This is a genomic window from Paenibacillus sp. AN1007 (genome assembly GCF_040702995.1).
Lineage (GTDB): Bacteria > Bacillota > Bacilli > Paenibacillales > Paenibacillaceae > Paenibacillus.
Window position 1 is genome coordinate 4,108,843 of record NZ_CP159992.1, and the last position, 20,013, is coordinate 4,128,855.

General features: G+C 36.9%; 33 protein-coding genes. All 33 read right to left on the minus strand.

What is annotated here, in order from left to right; genetic code table 11:
• Positions 1-20: 20 nt before the first annotated feature.
• The 33 genes from ABXS70_RS18440 to ABXS70_RS18600 all read right to left on the minus strand — a co-directional run bounded on the left by ABXS70_RS18440 (position 21) and on the right by ABXS70_RS18600 (position 20,002).
• Complete coding sequence (locus tag ABXS70_RS18440) at positions 21-419, minus strand: hypothetical protein (protein ID WP_366289827.1); 399 nt, start codon at positions 417-419, stop codon at positions 21-23.
• A gap of 36 nt (positions 420-455) precedes the next feature.
• A complete protein-coding gene (locus ABXS70_RS18445; RefSeq protein ID WP_366289830.1) occupies positions 456-839 on the minus strand; it encodes a hypothetical protein in 384 nt (127 codons plus the stop codon).
• Positions 836-1,384: a GNAT family protein gene (locus ABXS70_RS18450; protein ID WP_366289833.1), complete on the minus strand. Its 549-nt coding sequence runs from the start codon at positions 1,382-1,384 to the stop codon at positions 836-838. Before ABXS70_RS18450 ends, ABXS70_RS18445 begins: the two co-directional genes overlap by 4 nt.
• A 60-nt stretch (positions 1,385-1,444) precedes the next feature.
• The gene (locus tag ABXS70_RS18455; protein ID WP_366289836.1) at positions 1,445-1,759 is read right to left on the minus strand and encodes a hypothetical protein; all 315 of its coding nucleotides are present in this window, start codon (positions 1,757-1,759) and stop codon (positions 1,445-1,447) included.
• A gap of 163 nt (positions 1,760-1,922) precedes the next feature.
• Positions 1,923-2,417, minus strand: a complete 495-nt coding sequence (locus ABXS70_RS18460; protein WP_366289839.1) for an NUDIX domain-containing protein — start codon at positions 2,415-2,417, stop codon at positions 1,923-1,925.
• Positions 2,418-2,669: 252 nt separating this feature from the next.
• On the minus strand, positions 2,670-3,188 hold the full coding sequence (locus ABXS70_RS18465) for a hypothetical protein (RefSeq protein WP_342554862.1): 519 nt from the start codon (positions 3,186-3,188) through the stop codon (positions 2,670-2,672).
• Positions 3,189-3,219: 31 nt separating this feature from the next.
• The gene (locus ABXS70_RS18470; protein WP_366296680.1) at positions 3,220-3,753 is read right to left on the minus strand and encodes a GNAT family N-acetyltransferase; all 534 of its coding nucleotides are present in this window, start codon (positions 3,751-3,753) and stop codon (positions 3,220-3,222) included.
• Between the two features lie 103 nt (positions 3,754-3,856).
• Positions 3,857-4,126 carry a hypothetical protein gene (locus ABXS70_RS18475; protein WP_366289842.1) on the minus strand — a complete coding sequence of 90 codons (270 nt, stop codon included), beginning with the start codon at positions 4,124-4,126 and terminating at the stop codon, positions 3,857-3,859.
• A 230-nt stretch (positions 4,127-4,356) separates the two neighbouring features.
• Positions 4,357-4,830 (minus strand): GNAT family N-acetyltransferase, encoded by a 474-nt coding sequence (locus tag ABXS70_RS18480; RefSeq protein WP_366289845.1) that lies wholly within the window; start codon positions 4,828-4,830, stop codon positions 4,357-4,359.
• Positions 4,831-4,854: 24 nt separating this feature from the next.
• Complete coding sequence (locus tag ABXS70_RS18485) at positions 4,855-5,445, minus strand: AAA family ATPase (protein WP_366289848.1); 591 nt, start codon at positions 5,443-5,445, stop codon at positions 4,855-4,857.
• A 58-nt stretch (positions 5,446-5,503) separates the two neighbouring features.
• Positions 5,504-5,941: a GNAT family N-acetyltransferase gene (locus tag ABXS70_RS18490; RefSeq protein ID WP_342554859.1), complete on the minus strand. Its 438-nt coding sequence runs from the start codon at positions 5,939-5,941 to the stop codon at positions 5,504-5,506.
• Positions 5,942-5,968: 27 nt separating this feature from the next.
• A complete protein-coding gene (locus ABXS70_RS18495; RefSeq protein ID WP_366296682.1) occupies positions 5,969-6,319 on the minus strand; it encodes a hypothetical protein in 351 nt (116 codons plus the stop codon).
• 22 nt (positions 6,320-6,341) lie between these two features.
• The gene (locus ABXS70_RS18500; RefSeq protein ID WP_366289851.1) at positions 6,342-6,836 is read right to left on the minus strand and encodes a DinB family protein; all 495 of its coding nucleotides are present in this window, start codon (positions 6,834-6,836) and stop codon (positions 6,342-6,344) included.
• Positions 6,837-6,917: 81 nt separating this feature from the next.
• Positions 6,918-7,256, minus strand: coding sequence for a hypothetical protein (locus ABXS70_RS18505; protein ID WP_366289854.1), 339 nt, complete (start codon positions 7,254-7,256; stop codon positions 6,918-6,920).
• Positions 7,257-7,260: 4 nt separating this feature from the next.
• Positions 7,261-7,647, minus strand: coding sequence for a DUF5071 domain-containing protein (locus ABXS70_RS18510; protein WP_366289857.1), 387 nt, complete (start codon positions 7,645-7,647; stop codon positions 7,261-7,263).
• Positions 7,648-7,751: 104 nt separating this feature from the next.
• Positions 7,752-8,402, minus strand: a complete 651-nt coding sequence (locus ABXS70_RS18515; RefSeq protein ID WP_366289860.1) for a GrpB family protein — start codon at positions 8,400-8,402, stop codon at positions 7,752-7,754.
• 285 nt (positions 8,403-8,687) lie between these two features.
• On the minus strand, positions 8,688-9,185 hold the full coding sequence (locus ABXS70_RS18520; protein ID WP_366289863.1) for a GNAT family N-acetyltransferase: 498 nt from the start codon (positions 9,183-9,185) through the stop codon (positions 8,688-8,690).
• Positions 9,186-9,206: 21 nt separating this feature from the next.
• Entirely contained in the window at positions 9,207-9,851 is a 645-nt protein-coding gene (locus ABXS70_RS18525; protein WP_366289866.1) for an SMI1/KNR4 family protein, read from the minus strand.
• Between the two features lie 39 nt (positions 9,852-9,890).
• Complete coding sequence (locus ABXS70_RS18530; RefSeq protein ID WP_366289869.1) at positions 9,891-10,691, minus strand: inositol monophosphatase family protein; 801 nt, start codon at positions 10,689-10,691, stop codon at positions 9,891-9,893.
• Between the two features lie 67 nt (positions 10,692-10,758).
• Positions 10,759-11,340 carry a hypothetical protein gene (locus ABXS70_RS18535; protein ID WP_342554850.1) on the minus strand — a complete coding sequence of 194 codons (582 nt, stop codon included), beginning with the start codon at positions 11,338-11,340 and terminating at the stop codon, positions 10,759-10,761.
• Positions 11,341-11,462: 122 nt separating this feature from the next.
• Positions 11,463-12,473: a serine hydrolase domain-containing protein gene (locus ABXS70_RS18540; protein WP_342554849.1), complete on the minus strand. Its 1,011-nt coding sequence runs from the start codon at positions 12,471-12,473 to the stop codon at positions 11,463-11,465.
• A gap of 122 nt (positions 12,474-12,595) precedes the next feature.
• On the minus strand, positions 12,596-13,057 hold the full coding sequence (locus tag ABXS70_RS18545; protein ID WP_342554848.1) for an NUDIX domain-containing protein: 462 nt from the start codon (positions 13,055-13,057) through the stop codon (positions 12,596-12,598).
• A gap of 131 nt (positions 13,058-13,188) precedes the next feature.
• On the minus strand, positions 13,189-13,653 hold the full coding sequence (locus tag ABXS70_RS18550; protein WP_342554847.1) for a VOC family protein: 465 nt from the start codon (positions 13,651-13,653) through the stop codon (positions 13,189-13,191).
• A 425-nt stretch (positions 13,654-14,078) separates the two neighbouring features.
• Positions 14,079-14,498 (minus strand): AAA family ATPase, encoded by a 420-nt coding sequence (locus ABXS70_RS18555; protein ID WP_342556277.1) that lies wholly within the window; start codon positions 14,496-14,498, stop codon positions 14,079-14,081.
• 158 nt (positions 14,499-14,656) lie between these two features.
• Positions 14,657-15,223, minus strand: coding sequence for a GNAT family protein (locus ABXS70_RS18560; protein ID WP_366289874.1), 567 nt, complete (start codon positions 15,221-15,223; stop codon positions 14,657-14,659).
• A 154-nt stretch (positions 15,224-15,377) separates the two neighbouring features.
• Entirely contained in the window at positions 15,378-15,797 is a 420-nt protein-coding gene (locus ABXS70_RS18565) for a hypothetical protein (protein ID WP_342554845.1), read from the minus strand.
• A gap of 131 nt (positions 15,798-15,928) precedes the next feature.
• Positions 15,929-16,321 (minus strand): hypothetical protein, encoded by a 393-nt coding sequence (locus ABXS70_RS18570; protein ID WP_366289878.1) that lies wholly within the window; start codon positions 16,319-16,321, stop codon positions 15,929-15,931.
• Positions 16,322-16,449: 128 nt separating this feature from the next.
• A complete protein-coding gene (locus ABXS70_RS18575) occupies positions 16,450-16,905 on the minus strand; it encodes a hypothetical protein (RefSeq protein WP_366289881.1) in 456 nt (151 codons plus the stop codon).
• Between the two features lie 44 nt (positions 16,906-16,949).
• Positions 16,950-17,714, minus strand: a complete 765-nt coding sequence (locus tag ABXS70_RS18580) for a nucleotidyltransferase domain-containing protein (protein ID WP_366289884.1) — start codon at positions 17,712-17,714, stop codon at positions 16,950-16,952.
• A gap of 71 nt (positions 17,715-17,785) precedes the next feature.
• Positions 17,786-18,211, minus strand: a complete 426-nt coding sequence (locus ABXS70_RS18585) for a GNAT family N-acetyltransferase (protein ID WP_366289887.1) — start codon at positions 18,209-18,211, stop codon at positions 17,786-17,788.
• Positions 18,212-18,256: 45 nt separating this feature from the next.
• Positions 18,257-18,745, minus strand: a complete 489-nt coding sequence (locus ABXS70_RS18590) for a hypothetical protein (protein WP_366289890.1) — start codon at positions 18,743-18,745, stop codon at positions 18,257-18,259.
• A 126-nt stretch (positions 18,746-18,871) separates the two neighbouring features.
• Positions 18,872-19,261, minus strand: a complete 390-nt coding sequence (locus ABXS70_RS18595; protein WP_366289893.1) for a hypothetical protein — start codon at positions 19,259-19,261, stop codon at positions 18,872-18,874.
• A gap of 93 nt (positions 19,262-19,354) precedes the next feature.
• A complete protein-coding gene (locus ABXS70_RS18600) occupies positions 19,355-20,002 on the minus strand; it encodes a hypothetical protein (protein ID WP_366289896.1) in 648 nt (215 codons plus the stop codon).
• Positions 20,003-20,013 lie beyond the last annotated feature (11 nt).

Here is a 20,013-nt window from a genome sequence, read left to right on the forward strand (position 1 = left end):
CACCCCTAAACCTTTAGAGATTAATCCCAATCCATGTATAAGTTCATTTCCAACGTTGTCTCCCCACACGCTGGGCAGTCCAGCTGCCCGCTCTCCACCTCATCTAAAGGAGGTTTTGTCGGCATTTGCGTGCTGCATCTGGGACAATCATACCGATTGGTATACATGTCATCTCCCGATTTTAACTCTAGAAATATACCGTTTAACAAGTACTTACATTGTTCACAGACGTAAATCCCATCATAACATTCAAAAATTGTATCTTCTCTGCTCATATATTCTCGAATGTGTTGTCGCCCTTCTTCCTGCTCATACCATTCCAAAATGCTGTTCAAATCCATATATCTAAAACCAATACCTAAAAAAACATTTTGACTGTAAGCGCACTGCTTGCAGCTTAATGTACCCGCTACTCCCATTGCCGCACCCCGCTTATCTTCTAATCTTTTGGAGTCCTAATACTCTCCATTGTATTCATTGAATCGAGATTTTTTAAAAAGAGAAATATGATATGGGGCATAACAGTATTTGACTTGCGGGCTTAACTCTTCGATAAACTCAATGACTGCATCTACCATATCGTCTGACGCAAAGACGTTTTCATCAAGAAATCCACTTACGAGAGCCGCATCTCCTTTGTATTTCACACACAGATAGCCATATCCAGGGTCAACAAAAACGAGATTGATGATGTCGCCTTCTTCTTGTTCTTTGGCTCTATCAAAAAAACGGACGATAAGGTCCCGATCTTTGTAATACATCTCCGTATCACAGGAAAAATGTTTATAACTGAATTTCATTTTTACTCCATTCGACTGGCTTCTATCCAATTTGCTCATTGTGCCTCATGTTCCTTACGTAATATCGAGAATACAACTGCATCAACAAATCTACCTTTCTCATAGAAGCAATCCCGTAAAATTCCTTCTTCCGTAAATCCTGTTTTTTCAAGCAGTTTTCTGGAGGCCATATGATCTGGATCAACAAAAGCTTCGATCCGGCGCAGCCCCAGTTCTTCGAATCCATATTGGACGACTCGTTCGACGACTTCAGCCATGATCCCCTTTCTCCAGTGTTCGGGGGCAAGTTCGTATCCGATCTCAGCTTTGAAATGCTCCTTGGACCAATTATGAAAACCGCATGTTCCAATCACCTGATCTGCAGCCGAGTATGTGATTCCCCATCGGATTCCCTCCAGCTTGGTATATCTATCATTCCAGCTGCTGATCAGCTCTGCTGCCTGCTTTAATTCAATGAAACTTTCCAAGTCATAGTATTCGGTCACTTCATCTTTGGAAAAATAATTAAACACTTCTACAGCATCTTCCTGTCTTAATTGTCTCAGCGTGATTCGTTCAGTTTCAAGGACTGGGAATGGTTTCATTAACGCTTCTCCTTCGACTGATCATCCTTCTTTCCTGTGAGAAATAAAATGATCTTCTTGTTATTTTTCAATGATAGATTCGATCCTGCCTTTGGCAATAGTCCTATTCGTCTTTAACGAAAACGTATTGCCGGGTTCCAGCAGATGATGAGGCACCTCTGTAGAGTCATGGAATAAATAATACAGCTCACCTTGAGCTTGTCTGAGTTCACTCGGTTTACAATGTAACTTCACGACGACACTCCAAAGTCCGAATCTCAAATCCTGATCTACATCAAAAACAACAGGGGTTGAAAAATCCTCTGTAATTAGCCCCTTCTGTCCTCCCTCGGCCTCGGTCAAAAAATACAAACTCACTCCTGCTATTTTTTTCACGCAGCACCACTTCCAATATGATTGATATAATTTGACGTATTAGAAGTCTTGATCGTTTTATCCGCAAATGGTGATGGTTCCGTTGTCCAAATCAGCGTATCGCTGTAATGTACGACATCAAACTCATATCCCCCACAACCGAATTCGGCCGAACACAGACAGATCAATGTCCGAAATCCCAGCCTAAATAGATTTCTTTAATCCCTTCGATCAGAAACTCCTGTAATAGATCATGAGTGGTTCTGGGGAAAGTATACTTTCTCAGTCTATGATCTGTCTGCATTAATGAACGTTTGATTTCATTTATGGACAGCCATTCTATTCCAATCTGCCCGATGTCGGCCTGCAAGTATTCTGGGGCCATATGTGAGTCAGGGATACATCTATAGATAAAATCTAAAGCGTGCACCTCTTTCATAATCAATGAATACTCATAATTTCTGGATATGTACTCTCTAATACACAACAGCTTACAATCTATCATTTTTAATCCTAGTTCTTCCAAGCACTCGCGTTGAAGAGACTGCTCTAGTGTTTCATCAGGCTCTTGAGCCCCACCGGGTAATACGTAATAAATTCCTGCATCCGGAAGACTTTTTTTAATAAAAAGCATCTTATCGTCTTCAACAATCCATGCTCTAACTGCATTTCTAATCACCTGGATGCACCTCACTCACGAGATTAATACTATAAATGATATTTCTTGGCTGGATTTCAAACTGTGTATTCCCTTATTTCTTGATATCTTCGTTCAAACTTCAATATAGACCTCCTGTTTTTCCTCTTCATCATTGCTTTTCCAAAATTCATACTGCTCCATTCCACGTTGAGTTTTCGCAAATTCCGAAGCAAATTAATTATACATACTTTTGTTAGTAATTCGCGCCGCTAGAATCAGGCAGCAGCATGTTTACTTGAAAATAAGCTCTTTCATATATTTCATGGATACATATATTAGATTTACACCTATGATTAAACATATAAAAATTAAAGCAATTAATATCCAATCCCATTTCATCAAAAAATAGTATAAATTTATCTCATTTTTATCATTTATTTTAATTGCAGCTGATTGCAGCGTGACAATATTCATTATTATAAATACACTATTTAACTTAATTACTCGATATAACGGCCATTTTGCCTTAGCAAACATCCTATTTTTTCTTTCCCACTTGTCGTGTACTCCTTCTTCTGTTAGTGCTTTACGGTAATGATCCCATCTAAAAGCCCCCATGCTGGCAACAAGCGCAGCGATTGAAAGAGAAGAAGTAATGTTAACTTGTACAAGATCTTTAATGAATTCCGGAAGATTCATTTCTCCTGAAATTTGGAGGTACAATAAGAGAACTATAATTAATATTGAAATAACTAGAAAACTATTTTCGAAAATATTACTCTTGATTTTAATTTTGTCGGATCTTTTCATAAGGCTTCCTCTTCTTGATGTATTTGAATTTCTAATTCGTTTTAGTTAATCTTGCTAATACCTCCTCAAGGTTATCCCATTCATAGACTAATTCATTAAGAACTTTCCCTCCAATTTTAACTTGAACTGATTCATATAAGTGAGCACCATAATGTTCATAAAAATAGCGTGTCTTGTTATCCTCTAGAACATTAACAAATATCCTCTGATAACCTAACGCATTCGAATGATGAAATATATGTTTAAGTAATTGCTTTCCCAGACCTATCCCTTGATAAGCTTTAAGTATGTAAATTGAAGTCAGATCAACTGCATCGGTTACCGTATTTGTCTCTCTTTTCCAACAATCTGCAAAACCAACAATCTTCCCTTCTGTGTTCTCAGCCAAAATCACAAAATCGTCTGTTTTACCAATATTTTCAATCCATAATTCTGTTCTTTGTTCATAGGATAGACTATTCAAGAATTTTTCTGGAATGATCTCATGGTATGTAGTTCTCCAACTGTCTACATGAACTTTTGCAATTCCTTCAGCGTCATTCATTACAGCTTCTCTAATCAGCAGCATCATCATCTCCTCATTTGTAGTTATACTTTCACTGCGGCAGTGACACTGCAGGAATACAAGATTATACGGATTCTTTCTCTTCTTGATGTGCTGCAGCCTATTATTCCCCATTTGTTTTATACCAAATCTGATATCTCTCCATGTTTGTTTCCGAATAATCGCTGGCGTTGGATGTCTTGAAATATCTGGCGTAGTAGGCATGTTCAATCGTTTCTTTATCCTCATCCGTATTAATATCAAGATAGATTTTGGAAATTTCCACATCCCATTTGACACTGCGAGCTATCTCATTGATGTTGTCTTCTGTTGAAAATGTCTTGATTTCCCCAAGAATCAATTCCAGTTCCTCTTTACTCGGTTCCTTGTTCATGTCTATTCTGTAAAAAAGGTTGGGACGAGTAAATGTACATTGGACCTTTTCGATCGACGAAGAAAGGGTCTTCAAGTTTTTTGTTAACTCTTTGGTCGAGTCTGTGTTAATACGTTGTGTGGTACTGCAGCCTGTTAACAGTAGAAGGAAGCATATCAATGTAACCAACCATCTAATCATTTTATACTCCGATTCGTGTGTTTTATGTCAGCCTTTATTTCTATCCTACTCTAATTTTCTAATGGAAAATGAGCAATAATATCTCCGTCTTCATTTGTTTTTCCTGTATCTATAAAACCAACGGCTTCGTATAATTTTTTTGCCACTACATTATCCTTTGTATATATTATTTTAGCCACTGATGCTTTTCCTTGTGGTTGACTTTTTAATATCTCAACAGCTGCTGTTAACGCTTGTTTTCCATATCCCTTTTTCTGATACCGTTTATCGATCATAAATCGATATATATCGTAAAAATAGTCGCCGCGAGCATCCCGTTCATAAGACATAGCAATAAAGCCGACCATTGCTTCCTCGTTATATATCGCATATAACATCGGAATAAAATCATTATTTGTTATTGCAACGTAGGCGCCGGCAATGGAATACATGTTGGCTGCGACGTATTTCCACTGTTCGTCTTCAAGATCAAGACGGATGCATTCATCGAAATTCTCATTCGTTATAGTTTTAAGTTGAATCATCACATAACTCTCCTTTGCCTGTATTTACGATCCAGGAGCATCTTTAATATAGCTGTAAAACTCATCTTTGCTTACTTGTGTTTCACTGTTCCGTGAAGGGACATGGGTTCCCAAATAATCTAATAATACTTCTAAGGCACCTTCAATATCGTTACTTGAGTTATGGATACGATATTCATTCGGCAGTTTGTTTCTCCGCCTTATGAGCGAATTCAATTGAATAGATTGTTCCCAATCCGAATAACTATTCCCATTATCCCTGTTCTCAATTCTTTCTCTAATCACTTCATCTTCGTCACAATAGAGAGTTAAAATAATATAGTTAAACCCTTCGAATTGAATAGGAATTTCCCGTATACGTGCGTCATCCAGATCAGTAATGATAATGTTCTTAAACCCATGCTGATTATAGTTCTTAACGACTAACATCAAATTTTCGAATGCTAACTGTTCTTCTTCTTTCTGAGTAATTTGTATGGAAGGGTTTAGAGAACGGAATTCAGGAATCCAACCAAATTCGAAATAAGGAGACGTTAGGTGCTCATGCAGTCTCTTAGACAATGTTGATTTACCAGTTCCTGCTGCGCCATGGAGGATAATGAAGTCTGTATTCATCGCTTTCACCTGCTGCTGATTTTTTATATACATGCTTATATACTAGATCACTACGTTGTTATTTGATTGCTTTGGTGAAACAATAGGATAACCTATCAAATCCTTTAGATTCATAAAATGTATGGGCTTTTGTTCGTTGAAACCCACAATTTAATATGATGTAAGAAAGACCGCTCTTTGAAGCTAAATTTTCTGCATAATGAAGCAGTTTAGACCCTACTCCTTGATGTTGATAATCTGCCTGAACAACAAGACCGTTAATTTGTAAATATCCGACTTCGTATTCCAATGCCATGATTTGTGCCATCGAAATGCAGCCAATGACTTTGTCATCCAATACGGCAACTGCTATTTTGTAGTTCTCACTTGAATTTATTCTCTGAATCCGTGCCGCTGCGTTATCAGGAGTCAGTGTCGGACTTCCTAAATCATGATTCCATAACCGAACTAAATCAGAATGATCCGTATCCTGTATTTCTCGAATTAAAATATCCATAAATGACCTCCACATATCATTTCCTAACTATACTCGCTGCTGTTCTTCCATCCATTTCTCAAGCGTCTCTTGGATTAAAAAACGATCTCTGGAAGAAATACTTTCAATTTCGTTCCAGTTCCCATCAACAAGCTGCAAACAATACTGTCCATTAATATCTGAATCGGGATACCATCCTAGATCAAAAAGCATCGTATCTTCTCTTTCAGGAATGTACCAACTCCCCTTCTTTATTTTCATTTTGCTGATCTGTAATAAGTCTTCTGTGAAAAATGTCCAGTTCTCAATGAAGCAGCTGCCATCTCCACTAAGAGCAGGTTCCACATCATAGAACTTGTTATAAGTTACCGCATAACCTGCTGGAATCTTAAGCTGCATTAGATTCAATTTTCTCACCTGCTTACTGTGTAAAATCTCGACGGGTACGAATTTGTTTCTTCAACAACATGATTTGTCCGACATGATATGCGTTATGTATACTTAGATTAGAAACGACTCCCCACCAAGGAGCATTAAAATATTCCGGGAGCTGTTTGGTAAGCTTGAACTCATCGGTTTCTTCCAAAACAACTCTCCAACTGCTAAACACATGTTCCAGTTTATTTAATGTTTCTTTCCATCCAAGCCCATTCAACTGATCTTGAGTCAAAGCAAATGTTTCATCATTGTTGATGGCGTTATTTAACATAAATTCTCCAGCCTTAAAACGTTCAAGCCACAGTTCATTCCAATAAATAAGATGATTCACTATGGACCATATGGTCTGTTTATTTTCGTCCTCCGTTAGTGCCTCTTCTAGAGTTACATCTTCCAGTATATCTGCAAGCGGAATAAACCAACTCTTATCGTTATAACATGCGGTTAATTGATCAATCAAAATGGATTTATAGGTCATCAGATCATCCTCATCTCTTCATTTTGTAGTGATTTTACCACCTTACTAACTCCCCTGAGTATGATTGCAGCTTTAATATATTCAGAATAACAACTCATACACTTCTTTGGAAAACCAAAACCAAACCATTCCTAATGCGATCATAATCAGTCCTATACTTTTTAATATTCTTTCTATTATCATTGGGATTTCCCTTTTTTCCAAATTATCCTCAAAGTCCCCATTCGACTTTAACCCTCTATATCGAATTTCCAGAAACCATTTATACAGCATATCCGGAAAACTAAAAACAATAATTCCCAATACAAATATCGGTATGGATAAATAACCAAATGTATGTTCCGTCCACTCGAAGTCTATTCCTTCAAAGTTTCCATTATACCCCATTCCTGCTGCCCTCTCTTTTTCCTTTAGCGCCATCTACCTACAAAATTCTATTTAGTATTTCCTCTACTTCTTCTATTAAATCACTTTGCAGCTCATCACTTGTTGGGTGGTCTCTTATTCTTTCTAGTTCTGGTTTAAGTAGTACTATAATATGATTTGGTAGTTTTCGCATTAATGAAGTTAATATCCAGTATTTCCATTCATCATCATCGGTCAGCAGTATAGTCCTTATATGCGGTATGAGATCTTCTTTAAAGTTCAATAAAATATTTTGTATTTCCAGTGCAATTGGCCAATTCATATCCTGCAGCCATGTTAGTAAATCATAGATTATCGGCTTCAACTCTTCGACTTTATAATTTTTTAGCATTTCGACTCTTTCAAAATCATTCTTATGTTCGGGAATTAAAGTTCGAATATCCATATCCATTCACCTATGTCTTTTATTCTTTGCAATTTTGCATAACGCCGTAATATTTACGAATGTCTTGATATGCTGCCATCAGATGTTCCAACTACTTGCGCTGCCTATAATTTTTTTTCGCTTTCAGTAAGCACTCTGTATACAAATTCGCTCTTCCCATCCGTATAAGACTGACGGTTTCCTCTATATTTAGCAGCCAGCTCTTTCTTGAGATTGCCATACTCGACTGCATATCCGGGATTCCTGATCAATGCATCTCTGAAGGATATATGTCTTACTAGTTCCTTACTCTCTTTATTACAAACATATAAATGATGTTCGGTTTTTGGTATTTCCAATATACTATAGGGTACATTTGCATCTTTTCTGGCAAAAGCTTCTCTATCTTCAACACCTAAATTCCCTTCATGAACGTATCCTAAACTTTCTAACCCCTGAATTACATCTGGAAGCAAGTCCATAGAATCAATGACTACATCTATATCTAAAATAGGTTTTGCCGCGAGTCCAGGTACAGCAGTACTCCCAACGTGTTCAATTCTAAGTACTAGATCCCCGAGTCTACGTTCTATGATGGATTTCAGGCCAAAAAACATTTCAGGCCATTTATTGTTGTAATCTTCAATAATTATTGTTTTATCACCCATCTTTGAGATCCCCCATCCATTAAAGTATTTACGAAGATTCCTTATAACGTTCCTTGATCCATGGAGGACACTTCCCTCAGCCCCTAAAAATTTTGGAGCCAGTTTCACTTTTATTTTTATACCTTATCGTTTTCTTGCCTTTATTACAAAAGTTAGAGGAAGCACTTTTGCTCTGTTTGCCATATCGCTGTTGTCATTCTTCGATTGTATAAGTTCTTGATCAGGTTCCTCAATCATAAACTCAATTACAAAACCCGCTTTTGCAAGCGCATTCACATAAGTGGACAGCATACGGTCTGCCAGCAGCAGCTCCCCTTCATCAACTGCTGCCGGAAACCATTCTTCGTTAAAGTAACTTTTATGAATTATATTATTTTATACGACACCAATTTCTTAGTACCTGTGTAATTCAAGTCTACATCCCTTTTCACCTTTGAACTTTCCCTCTTCAAAAACAAAGTCTTTTACTTTTTTAAATCCGTTCTTCTCCAGAACCTTTAACGAGCCTGTATTGCTCACCAAGCAGGCACTTCTGAGAACATGGAGATCTAATTCACTAAATGCAAATGCCGCTGCCTTTTGGGCTGCGGCTGTACCTATGCCCCGGTTCCAAAAAGGAACGGCAATCCAGTAATCCAATTCTGCTGTTCTCTCTTCTAGGTCCACAGCGTTTAAAGACATAACACCCGCGAATCGGTCATCAACTAAAATACTAAATACATAAGATATTCCCTGTTCACGCCTGCCAATGACCATTTTTGCCCATGATTCTCCTGCCCCATCTGGATAAGGATACGGAACGTTACTTGTCTCTGAAATTAGAGGGTTACCTGCATACTCCTGTACAAATGCAGCATCGCTAGGTAATACAAATCGAAGCATAACCTCCATAAGATTAATCTCCTTTGTTATTTAACTTCTTTTAGACTTAAGATAATCAATAGCGTGCCAATGATCATTAAAAACAAATACTTTTTGACCTTCGAATTTTTCCATTTTACATTCATCGCTCTCAATAACATCTGCGATCTGAATGACGAACTCGTTCATATTATTTGCTATTACTAACTTTTCGTTTTCATCTCTTCCGAAATTAATAATTTGACCAACCTCACCCTGTTCATCCGGGTCCAGATCAATTCCAATGTAATTCCCGCCATGATCCTCTGCAATAGGTATCCATAACGGATTGTAACACTGACATTTAATTTTCTTCGGATCAATGGACGTGCATTGTGCATTCAAGTTCAGAACATCTGATTTTGAAAGAGAAGAAAGTAAATCGTTTTGCAGCTTCCACTGTTCATAAACTTTTCCAATAGTAAGAAATTTCATTCCTAATATAGATCCTGCTATAAACTTATCGTTATCTCCGTTACATATAGAATAGAGTTCTCTCAGATCCTCGGGCAGCTTGAACCCAAATTGTGCTTCGTATTGCTGCAGCTCGTTCTCCGAAACTCCTTTATTAAAATTTTTAGAGAATCCTTTGTATTTTTTCTCATAGTTAAGTATTAATCTATCCCAATTTCTTTTCATTTCACTCTTATTAAGCATTAATTAGCCCCCTTAGAAGGATCTTTTCTGCTTCCAGCGTTAACTCAATCCTTCTCTTACCGTTCTTAATAATTCTTCCATGTGGTCTGCGTGACATGCAATGAGATAAGGTTCTTCCTTCATGCCGTTAAAGGGATTTCCTTCAAAATCAATAACCAGTCCCCCCGCTTCCTTAACCATTAAGATTCCTGAATACAAGTCATCACCTTCAGAATTGTATAAAATAATCCCATCGATATCTCCTTTGGCCAACATGCACCATTGAACCGTCGGAGCCCATAATCTTAACATGCGCTTGAATCTAATATCAATGTGTTGTCTTAGTTTTACGGCTTTGGGGTCGTTTTGTACGGCGTGACCTTGAATCCAGCCGATATTTCCTTTGAAAATATTCGGACTGCTCTTCATTTGTATTCGTTGATGATTACAGCTTGTCCCTTCACCGATAACCGATACAAATAAACGTTCTGTTAGCGGTTCGTAGACCACTCCAAGAACAGGCTCTCTTCTGTACATCAAGGTAATGGATATCGAAAAAACAGGTAATCCAATTGCAAAATTATTTGTTCCATCTAAAGGATCAATCAACCATAACCAATCGTCCTTCATTCCAATTAGCCCTGCCTCTTCGCTGTGTATCTGATGATTTGGAAATGTTTTTTGTATTTGTTTAATAATGATTTCTTCACACATATGATCTACTTCAGTAACCACATCCCCAAATTCATCTTTAGATCTCAGTTCGAGAACGTTATCAAACTTCTCTTTACAGATGAGACCTGCTTCTTGAATAACATTTATCGCAATCTCTTTTGCAGCTTGAATAATTTCACGATCCATAACGCACCTCATATCGATTTTGATTTTATCTGATGATTTCATCATTATCCGAAGCTGTCTTTATTGTTCATCTTTTTAACTCTAGATTGTTCATATTGTAGTCTTCTCCCGAGAAATTTAATACTCCTGAAAATCCACTGAATTTCCATTCGCCGTTTTCGTCAGGTATGAAAATATACTCTCTGTTCCATGACTTTAACTTTTCGTCATCACCGACATACTCTTCTTTGATGGTTAGTGTAGTTTCATTGAAAAACTCGTTCTCATATTCGGTCTTGTGAACCACCGCTTTTGTTATCTTGATTCCTTCATGGAAGATGGTTGGGTATAGAATGTTTTTATTGATGTATATATCTGCATTAGGCTCAGCATCCATATTATTGATACATAATATCCCTAAAATATCCTGTGCGCGGTTTCCAAATTCTTTCGTAAAAGACTGTTCCATTTCTTTATACTCCGGTTTGGTTAGCTTTTCTCTCAATGCTGCGTCGACAATCATTTTTTCTTTTGCTTTTACCATTTCCACTGCAGTGTTTATGTCAAAATCAATCGTTTCTTCCGTTATCAATTTGGATTGTTGTGAGGATTGACAAGCTGCCAGGAGAAAAATGACTGTAATACAAATGAATAGTTTTACTTTTTTCATAATCAGATTTCCTCCTTTCATGACGGCGTGTTCAAATTATAATGTGCTTCATATCCGCATCGATATTGGAACAAGTTTTATTCTTGTGTCGGATCTGCTGTGCATCTCATGATTACGTACTATCACGCGAATTTAAGATGTTGGTAAATAAGGTTAGTCACATTATTCGAAATGTCGTCTACGTCCGTGGTCGAAAGATTATTTAAAACGATAATAGAAACCTGATCATCAAGGTATCTTGTTATTTTGTTTTTAAAGCCAACAATTCCACCTCCATGGAAGACAGTTTTACTGGGTCTGTTATGAATCAACTCCTCTTTTACAAACCAACCATAACCGTAACCAAATCCATAATCCGTGAACAGCCGCTGCATTCCGTCACTTGTAACTAACTTGTTAAACGACAACGCACGATCCCATTTATATAAATCTTCTGTGGTAGACAGCAGATCCCCCCCACCAGCTGCAATAGACATATCAATAAAGGCGGAATTTACAAACCTTTTTGTATTGTCCATCTCATAACCGGATGCTCTTTGTGAGATAATCTCCCTATAATTATCCGGCCTTGTACTATTCATTAATAATGGCGAAAATATATTCTTCGTTAGGAATTCTTCATAAGTCTGTCCTGTTACAACCTGAATCAGTTGAGCTAATAGCAAATAACCCGAATTGGAATATTTAAATTGAGTTCCTGGCTGAAAATCTAATGGAAGTTTCATGATTAATGCTGTGGTCAAATTTAGTGGATTAAATTCCTTCATTAATGTATTGAAGTCTTGAAGTTGAGTAATATTAGGTATTCCTGACGTGTGAGTTAACAGATGATGGATGGTTATATGCTCACCATAGATATAGTTCGGGAAAAATTTTGTTAATGTATCCCGCTCATTCAGAATCTTTTGCTCGATCAGCATCATTACAGCCATTGAGGTGAACTGCTTTGTTATTGAACCAATTCGGAATTTAGTCTCGGGGGTGCATTGAATGGAATGCTCTCTGTTCGCTAATCCGACTCCTGCGCTGAATATGATTTCGTTGTTCTTTGTTACCAAGACAGAACCACTGAACTCTTCCTTCTGGAACTTATTCTCCAAGTAGTCTTGTAATGTAGTTGATAGACGATCCAATAGATCACCACTTTCATATATTGTATGTATTTTTATTATGCTCCAGGCGGTTTCGTTCAGCGTTCCCGCAGCATGAGAGCGTTATCAACTGATGCCATTGTTTCTATTGCATGTCACTCCGTCTATTGTGTGCTGAAATGTTTAATATGTCTTTCGTCTGCTCTGTCTTGAAGCAGCTCTAGCAACCCATCTGGTACCAACTTTACTTTCGAATTCCCTTTAAAGTAATTTAGCGGTTTCCATACTGCTTTAAAGGGTTTGATTCCCTCTATTCCATCGATCTCTTTCATATCGTAAAGGGACTTATTCATAAGTTCAGCCTCATAAATAAAATCATTTTCGTGTCCGATTTGATTCTGGTAGTTAAATATATTTTCAATGATACCAATCAACTTAGGTTCTGAAATATCTGCATCAATTTCTTCTTTTACTTCACGAATGACGGTAGTTTTGCTGGGTTCTCCATATTCAACTGTTCCCCCAATAGGTCGATAATACGTTAGGTTGCCAGTCTTATCAAAAAACTCTTCTAACAGTATCTCCTCTCCTCTTCGGATAACACAAAGTGAAACGGTTCTAATCATTAATAATGTCCTCCTTACTTACGGAATGGCACCATGCACTATTTTATGTGGTACGGACCGAGGATGAATGTCCGATGCGTGAATATTATGTTTTCTTATGCGCACTTCTTTAAAATATCCCAATACATTCTTTAATTCTTCTCTTTCAAAAGGGCTTCCCATTCTTCTATTGACAATTTATTGGATATATGCTTCAAATTTTCAGGGACATATACAAAACACATTAATTCTAAACTATTTCCATCTGGATCATTGAAGTAGACCGAGGCATTGCCCTGATTAGGCCTAACAAATGGATCTATTGACCCTCTCTTCCCAAATGGAACAGGCTCTATTTCATTTGTTCGAAGCCATTTCACACTCTCTCGAAGATTTTCATAACTCACTCGAAATGCGATATGCCTTAATGATGGATGATAAGAAGTTTTATGCTCTTCACCCTGCCATAGTCCCAGCCAACTTTTTTCTTTTTCAATCCAGAAGAAAGCTGTATCTTCATCTCTCCAAGCCAGTTCTAGTCCTAACTTAGAGTAAAATTCAATGGATTGATGTAAATTACTCACGGGTAAATGTGCTTCATATAATCCTCGTATCATTTTTTTCTCCTTTCACTTTTGCCAGTTTCAGATAACGCCACTATAGTCATGTACCCGGAAGAGGTTGTCAGTCAAGCTGTCTCTATGGAATCTTGGTCAATACAATAGGCTTGGATGGCCTATCCCTTCTTAAGTCATCGGAATCAAAACCACCTTTGGCGGTCAACCATTGGGTAGGTTGTTACTTTCTCTTGACATCAAAGTATCGCATCTTTTACTATGGCCTCACCTCCTTTCGAAGGAAAACCACGCCTACTTAATATTGAATTGTGTCAATATTTTACCTTTATTTACATCTACGTACAAGCGTTCTTAAGTTTAAACGTTGATTTTAGAAATCTTCTTTAAAATAATTCTCGCAATTTCTTCTATTTCTTTATTATCTGTGTCAATATGTTCTTGAAATTTTATATCTTTAAATGTGATTACACCTGCGTTTGTGTGCTTCCGATACAATTATCAAATTTGTCCCCACGTTTCTCAATTCGTTTTTTGATTGTTTCTTCTGTCGCTAATAAGCAAAAATGAAAAGTATCTTGATCAATACTTCTAAATCCATTGACTATGTAATCAAAATTTTCAGACTTATATATCGTCATTGGAACAATGAGATGTTTCTTATACCTATTCATTAATTCTTGAGCTGTCTGCACAACAAGTATTCTCCATAGTTCTATATCCTGAAAATCATCCGTTCGTTCTTCTTCAAAGTAGATGTCTTCTGTTATCATTTTTCTCAACATATACCCAATTTCTTCAGGATCATAAATCATACTATTAGGTATTAGAGGCTGCAGGTGCTGAGAAGTCGAGGTCTTGCCGGATCCAAATGACCCATTAATCATAATAATCAAGTGATCACTCCTTCTGGCTTAGATTCATATTAGGAACTTAGCCGATAATGCTGATATATTCGCGAATTGAGATGCTTAAAGGAACGTAGAAATTAGTTATTGAATCTAAACACAACACAGATAAGGATATGAAATGACTCGAGAATGGCTTACTTTGTAGTGTCTGACTTCAATAGTGAGTACATAACTAAATCAACAACACCTTTGCCCTTCCAGATATGCCCTTCACGGACTATTCCTTCTTGAGTAAATTTATTGCGCTGTAACACATTTTGGGATTTTATGTTTTCTGGTAATACGAATGCCTGTATACGATTAACACCCACACGGTTGAACAGATAATCTGTCATAGCGTTAACGGTTATTGTGGCTATACCTTGACCCCAAAACTGTTCGTGAAGTCTGTAACCTATAGTTATCATGTTGACATCACTATGATAATCAAACATTTCGGCTACTCCAACGATACTTTCAGGCGAATCACTCTGGGAAATTCCAAGAAAAACCCCTTTGCGTTTATTGAAATCCCTCTCAAAGTGCCCAATCATGTTTTTTACCGTTTCCTTATTTTTTTTCAACATGACAGGAGAATGTTGAAAAAGATTTTCATTGCTGTATATTTCAAACAGACGGTCTAAATCTGTTTCGACAATTTTTCTCAATGTTACTTCTGATGTTTTAATATGAGGAAATTCTTCATATGGGCTTCTATTCACGAAACTCCTCTCCGATCCTATAAATTTTCACATCCTGCAGTATTGAAATCATATTTCTTTGCGTTTTTGTATTCATGACTCAGTGCATGCTTAATAATCGCAATGTGAATATTATCTCAGATGATACAATGCGGTTCCTGAGTAACCTAGAAGATTATGGTTGTTCTTTTATCGGTCCTCCAATGTATACTGTCTTTCCATTCCAATAATCCATTAAATGGTTCCACCATCGTTTTGATTCTGGTTTTAATAATCTTTCGAATTCACTGTATTTTATATTTTTGTCCGGTAACTGGTTCTGAAATGTTTCTAGAATGCCGACTGCAGCAAATTCTCTAACATATGCATCCCCATTCGTATGGAACTGTTCGATCACTTCAAATAAATCATCAAATTCATCCGTCTGTTTACTTTGATAACATTCAATGACATGTTTAACGAAGTCACCTATATCTACATAGATCAATCTCTCTTCTCCAAGTTCATAATTCTCATTGATATACTGCTCATATCTACTCTTATAGGAAGGGACCGCTGTTAATAATTTTTCTAGGATTTGTTCTTTTTCAATCATTATAGTATTCACCTTCCGATTCAATATCCTTGTTCAAGCATCATTGAATATACTAGGGCGTGTCTTGAACCTACTAAAGTGCATCTTTTACAGCCTATTTCGTCAGCCTCGGGCATAATTGCCCGAATTATTTAGGTTCTCATCTCTCTTATATATGGTGTAATTGAAAAACAATCTTCCAGATCGCTCTTATCTAGTGCCCAATAATGAATAGTATTGATATGTAATTCATAGTCTTGAAGTAGATTTTGTTTTATTCTATTCCATAGTTTGTTATTCTCTGTTTCAATTCCTTCGGAAAGGTAATCATCAAAAGAAGAAATAATAACGATCATCAGTGTGAATTTCTCATTTTTGTTTAATTGGTTATTCTCATAATATGTAATGAATTCATCTACTCTCGATGAATCAGCTGACGTATATTCCCAATCCTGCGAATATGGAGTCAGGGGCGGTAAGTTTAACTTCTTTATGAGACTTTCAATGGATTCTTTGTCAGCATACTTAGGAGCACTTTCCTTCATCTGTCCACACCTCACAACTATATGTTAATTACAGCAATTTCATCCAACCCGTTTTTAATATAACTTCTCTTTTTATTTTTTTCCGATTGCTCTTCAGATCCCTTTCTTCACCAGATATTGAGCAGCTATCAATTATCTTGTTCATATCTCATTGCTGAATCCTTAAGTGATCTATCTAGTGTTTTAGAATTCAATCCAAAGAATTGCGAATTGATCCCCTCAATTATAGGAGAATAGAAAGCAATCACATTCATTTCTTTGTTCTCAATATTTAAGCCCTTCGCTTTAAAAAACTTTTCTGAATACCTCTTATCCAATCTATAAGTGGAGTATTTTTCTCCATTCGTTTGCTCGCTCTCTTCAATAGTTACTCGGAAATGTTCTACAAATTCAATTCGATCCTTAATTAAAGTCCACTCGAAAAGGGTGATATCCTGACTATAAGGTGTCAAATAGGCATAACACCCTGTGCCGTCCGCATGAAATTCTAATTGTGTATCCTCAAAAGAATCATAGAAAAATATCTCAGATGACCATGATCCAACAAGATCATTAGCATGTAAAAAATGTATTGATTCACTCATATTTTGTACCTCATTTTATTTATTTCACCGATGCTGCTGACTTTTTATAGAACACGTTTCTTTTGCATTTCATTTAAGGCGTTCTCAAAATAGCTGTATACTTCATCTGCATTTCTCAAAAACTCTTCAACAGGTACATGACGACTATCCAAGTAACAAGCATACAGATATTCAACTAAAGCGGGGTCAATCTCGCAAAAGTTTAATATCGCATTTTTCATCTTAGTTATGTCGTCTTCCCATACCCCTGTATTTTCTATAATCAATGAGTATAATGCACGAAGTAATCTCTTCGAGTAACCTTTAGTATATCTAGTTTTCAGCGCGTCATCACTAGCATTAGAAAGTGATTGATGTACACGATCCACTTCCTCCTTGGTGTCTGTATTTAAGTCTAAGATGAATTCTGGAGAGATGATGATCGGGGGTACTTTTTCACCAATGTCCTCCCCATGTATGCAAACACAAATGATCTTAACCCAAAAACCCCAATCATTCGGTCTACTTAATACATCATCCATCGAGCAAATGATCGTATCCATCTTCGTGACAAATGGGTATTCTTCCAAAAGCTTATCTTTGATATTCGACAATTTTTCGTAATCAATATCTTCGGGATTCGTACATACAATCGTAAAGTCTGCATCTGACTTATAAGGTTGAGCCGTTCCTTTGGGAATTGAGCCACACATATAAATGCTATGAATCTTATCTTTGAATTCGTTCAGGATATGCTCCACGTACGTATCAACCAAATCCTTATATTCACTTTGTATGGTAATTTTCTTTATAACTTTTTCTAATATCATATAAATTCCTCCTAAACTTAAGAACTCTTTCGGCTAACGTTCCTGTATTCGCGACGTTCAAGCAGCTTAGGTCACGGTTGTTTCGTTATGAATTGGATCATTCCTGCACCATAACTTTCATTGGGTCTCTCCATGAATCCAAACCTCTTATAAAAATCCTCTTTGCCTTTTGCTGACATGAGTCCCACTGAACTTCCTGGCGGATAAGTACTTGTAATATACTCCATTAGTTCCGTCATTATTTTATGGCCTAACCCCATCCTCTGATAGGAAGGCAGCACGATAATGTCTTGTATGTAAAAAGTAAAACCACCGTCGCCTACGACTCTTCCATATCCTATGGTCTTCTCCTCAACCTCTACACAGATGGAGTATAACGTGTTCTTTAATCCCAGTTCAACGGCCTCTATATTTTCAGGGCTGCCCCAACCCACGATTTCCCTTAGGTTCATATAATCTTCTACACTAATTTGTTTGTTGACTATTTTTACTTCCACTGAAATCACCTACGTTAAATTTATGGTTAGATTCTCTACAATCCTTTACTGCACTTTAAATTCTTTGGATTCACTCGATAAGCTTAATTTCTTTTGTTTGCCATCATTATTCATCATAAATTCGACATGCGTTTTAACTTTGTAATTGCCTGGCTGGTGGATAACGAATTCATAATATCCCTTACTTCGTTGATCTTGTCCATTGTTTCTATATTCTTCACCTGGCCCAATCTCAACCTGATAGCCAATAGCGTGTTCTAACAGCACGGTTGCGTTTGGAAGGATTTTCTCGCCAGCTTCATTATAAATCTCATAACTGAACATGCCTGAACCATGAGATATCTCCACTGTACGCATTGATGAATTTTTCAAATACCCTACGATTTGAAATTTTTCGTTGACCTTAACATCTTCAATCTCATCTACGTCAACCTGAAAGATGGAGTCAGAAGGATCTTTTTCATTATTGGGCGAACAGGCAGACAAAATTAAAAGTATGATCAAGGTTATGATTTTCATATTTAATTTTATCATTTCAAATGCATAACCTCCGTTAAATCAGCTAAAATCCCTGCAGCTATTACCAATTCACCATAATACTTTGTGATAAGATTCCCTCGCTCACTTCCGAAATTTCTTTACAAACTTTTTAAAGTTGTATTAACGCTTCTCATTCCGCTTTATTAATAGCTTTTCCATTGTATTAAAAATTGCCTTGGTTAAAGTACCGCCGGTTCCCTTATACTCAATACCATCCTCATCAAAAACTATAAATTTAAATCCTGAACCAATGTTTTTTACAAGCCTCATCCCATAACCATTCACATGGATCCAGTCAAATATCTCGTCAATCGTAAATAATTTAACTCCTTGGTTATAGACTTCCTGTGGTGCCAGCAGTAATTCACTGCCTGTAATCTGCCCCCCATGAGACCATTCTTCATCCTTGTGACTGTAGAATTGGTAAGCATAAACCTCTCCTGTTTCATAGGGAGGTCTAAAACCTAATTCTTTGAGTCGTAATACATCTTCTTTCTCCAGGTATACCATCGTCCTCCTGCTAAAAGGTTTTATTTTTGAAATAGTCATTGCGAGGAACCTAGGCTCCAAGGGAGCCGCAGCTTGAATATGATGTTGATGATGTCAGATGTATGACTCTTCATGAATGACCTTCATAATTTTCTTAGGGATATTACCATTCTCATCGGGGTATCCCAAAGAGGCATTTACAAGTCTACATCCTTCAATGATGTAATCTTCTCTTCGATGAACATGCCCAGAACACCAGACTTTTTTATTTAGTTTGGACAACAGCTCTCTCCCGTTAAAATAATAAAAGCTATTGCTAATATCATTGATATCGCTAAGCGGAACTTTAGACCAATCGGGCGAAATATGAGTAACGATTACATCTGAACGATGAAGCACATTCTTAAGTTTTGTTAATTCTTCCGCATACATGGTTTCAACCAATCGTGGTAACCCTTCTATTAAGACAGAATCGTTAGATATTGATTTCCAATGATCATAGATTTTGTCCATGTCTAGATCCAACTGATTTATTCCATATTGAAAGTCGTACCATTTAAGTTTTTCAAGAAAAATCAAATTTTGTTTGTTGTAATGACCTAGATCCCCAGCTATCACTAATACTTCTGAAGGCTCATTAGGAAGAATTAAATCTATGAACTTATCTACTTTTTGATTGTGCTTCCTAAGATTACTTGAGTACTCCACCCAAAAATCTAAATGTATATCAGATATGAGATCGAACTGGATTATGGTTTTCACCTCTGTTGTGA

Coding starts and splice junctions, on each gene's coding strand:
- ABXS70_RS18550 (WP_342554847.1), bottom strand. CDS start 13,653: ATGATACGAGGATTATATGAAGCACATTTACCCGTGAGTAATTTACAT.
- ABXS70_RS18485 (WP_366289848.1), bottom strand. CDS start 5,445: ATGAATACAGACTTCATTATCCTCCATGGCGCAGCAGGAACTGGTAAA.
- ABXS70_RS18445 (WP_366289830.1), bottom strand. CDS start 839: ATGAGCAAATTGGATAGAAGCCAGTCGAATGGAGTAAAAATGAAATTC.
- ABXS70_RS18520 (WP_366289863.1), bottom strand. CDS start 9,185: ATGGAGGTTATGCTTCGATTTGTATTACCTAGCGATGCTGCATTTGTA.
- ABXS70_RS18525 (WP_366289866.1), bottom strand. CDS start 9,851: ATGCTTAATAAGAGTGAAATGAAAAGAAATTGGGATAGATTAATACTT.
- ABXS70_RS18505 (WP_366289854.1), bottom strand. CDS start 7,256: ATGGCGCTAAAGGAAAAAGAGAGGGCAGCAGGAATGGGGTATAATGGA.
- ABXS70_RS18565 (WP_342554845.1), bottom strand. CDS start 15,797: ATGATTGAAAAAGAACAAATCCTAGAAAAATTATTAACAGCGGTCCCT.
- ABXS70_RS18590 (WP_366289890.1), bottom strand. CDS start 18,745: ATGATAAAATTAAATATGAAAATCATAACCTTGATCATACTTTTAATT.
- ABXS70_RS18555 (WP_342556277.1), bottom strand. CDS start 14,498: ATGATTAATGGGTCATTTGGATCCGGCAAGACCTCGACTTCTCAGCAC.
- ABXS70_RS18535 (WP_342554850.1), bottom strand. CDS start 11,340: ATGAAAAAAGTAAAACTATTCATTTGTATTACAGTCATTTTTCTCCTG.
- ABXS70_RS18545 (WP_342554848.1), bottom strand. CDS start 13,057: ATGATTAGAACCGTTTCACTTTGTGTTATCCGAAGAGGAGAGGAGATA.
- ABXS70_RS18530 (WP_366289869.1), bottom strand. CDS start 10,691: ATGGATCGTGAAATTATTCAAGCTGCAAAAGAGATTGCGATAAATGTT.
- ABXS70_RS18500 (WP_366289851.1), bottom strand. CDS start 6,836: ATGACCTATAAATCCATTTTGATTGATCAATTAACCGCATGTTATAAC.
- ABXS70_RS18465 (WP_342554862.1), bottom strand. CDS start 3,188: ATGAAAAGATCCGACAAAATTAAAATCAAGAGTAATATTTTCGAAAAT.
- ABXS70_RS18450 (WP_366289833.1), bottom strand. CDS start 1,384: ATGAAACCATTCCCAGTCCTTGAAACTGAACGAATCACGCTGAGACAA.
- ABXS70_RS18495 (WP_366296682.1), bottom strand. CDS start 6,319: ATGCAGCTTAAGATTCCAGCAGGTTATGCGGTAACTTATAACAAGTTC.
- ABXS70_RS18440 (WP_366289827.1), bottom strand. CDS start 419: ATGGGAGTAGCGGGTACATTAAGCTGCAAGCAGTGCGCTTACAGTCAA.
- ABXS70_RS18595 (WP_366289893.1), bottom strand. CDS start 19,261: ATGGTATACCTGGAGAAAGAAGATGTATTACGACTCAAAGAATTAGGT.
- ABXS70_RS18490 (WP_342554859.1), bottom strand. CDS start 5,941: ATGGATATTTTAATTCGAGAAATACAGGATACGGATCATTCTGATTTA.
- ABXS70_RS18480 (WP_366289845.1), bottom strand. CDS start 4,830: ATGATTCAACTTAAAACTATAACGAATGAGAATTTCGATGAATGCATC.
- ABXS70_RS18510 (WP_366289857.1), bottom strand. CDS start 7,647: ATGGATATTCGAACTTTAATTCCCGAACATAAGAATGATTTTGAAAGA.
- ABXS70_RS18475 (WP_366289842.1), bottom strand. CDS start 4,126: ATGAACAAGGAACCGAGTAAAGAGGAACTGGAATTGATTCTTGGGGAA.
- ABXS70_RS18575 (WP_366289881.1), bottom strand. CDS start 16,905: ATGAGTGAATCAATACATTTTTTACATGCTAATGATCTTGTTGGATCA.
- ABXS70_RS18570 (WP_366289878.1), bottom strand. CDS start 16,321: ATGAAGGAAAGTGCTCCTAAGTATGCTGACAAAGAATCCATTGAAAGT.
- ABXS70_RS18580 (WP_366289884.1), bottom strand. CDS start 17,714: ATGATATTAGAAAAAGTTATAAAGAAAATTACCATACAAAGTGAATAT.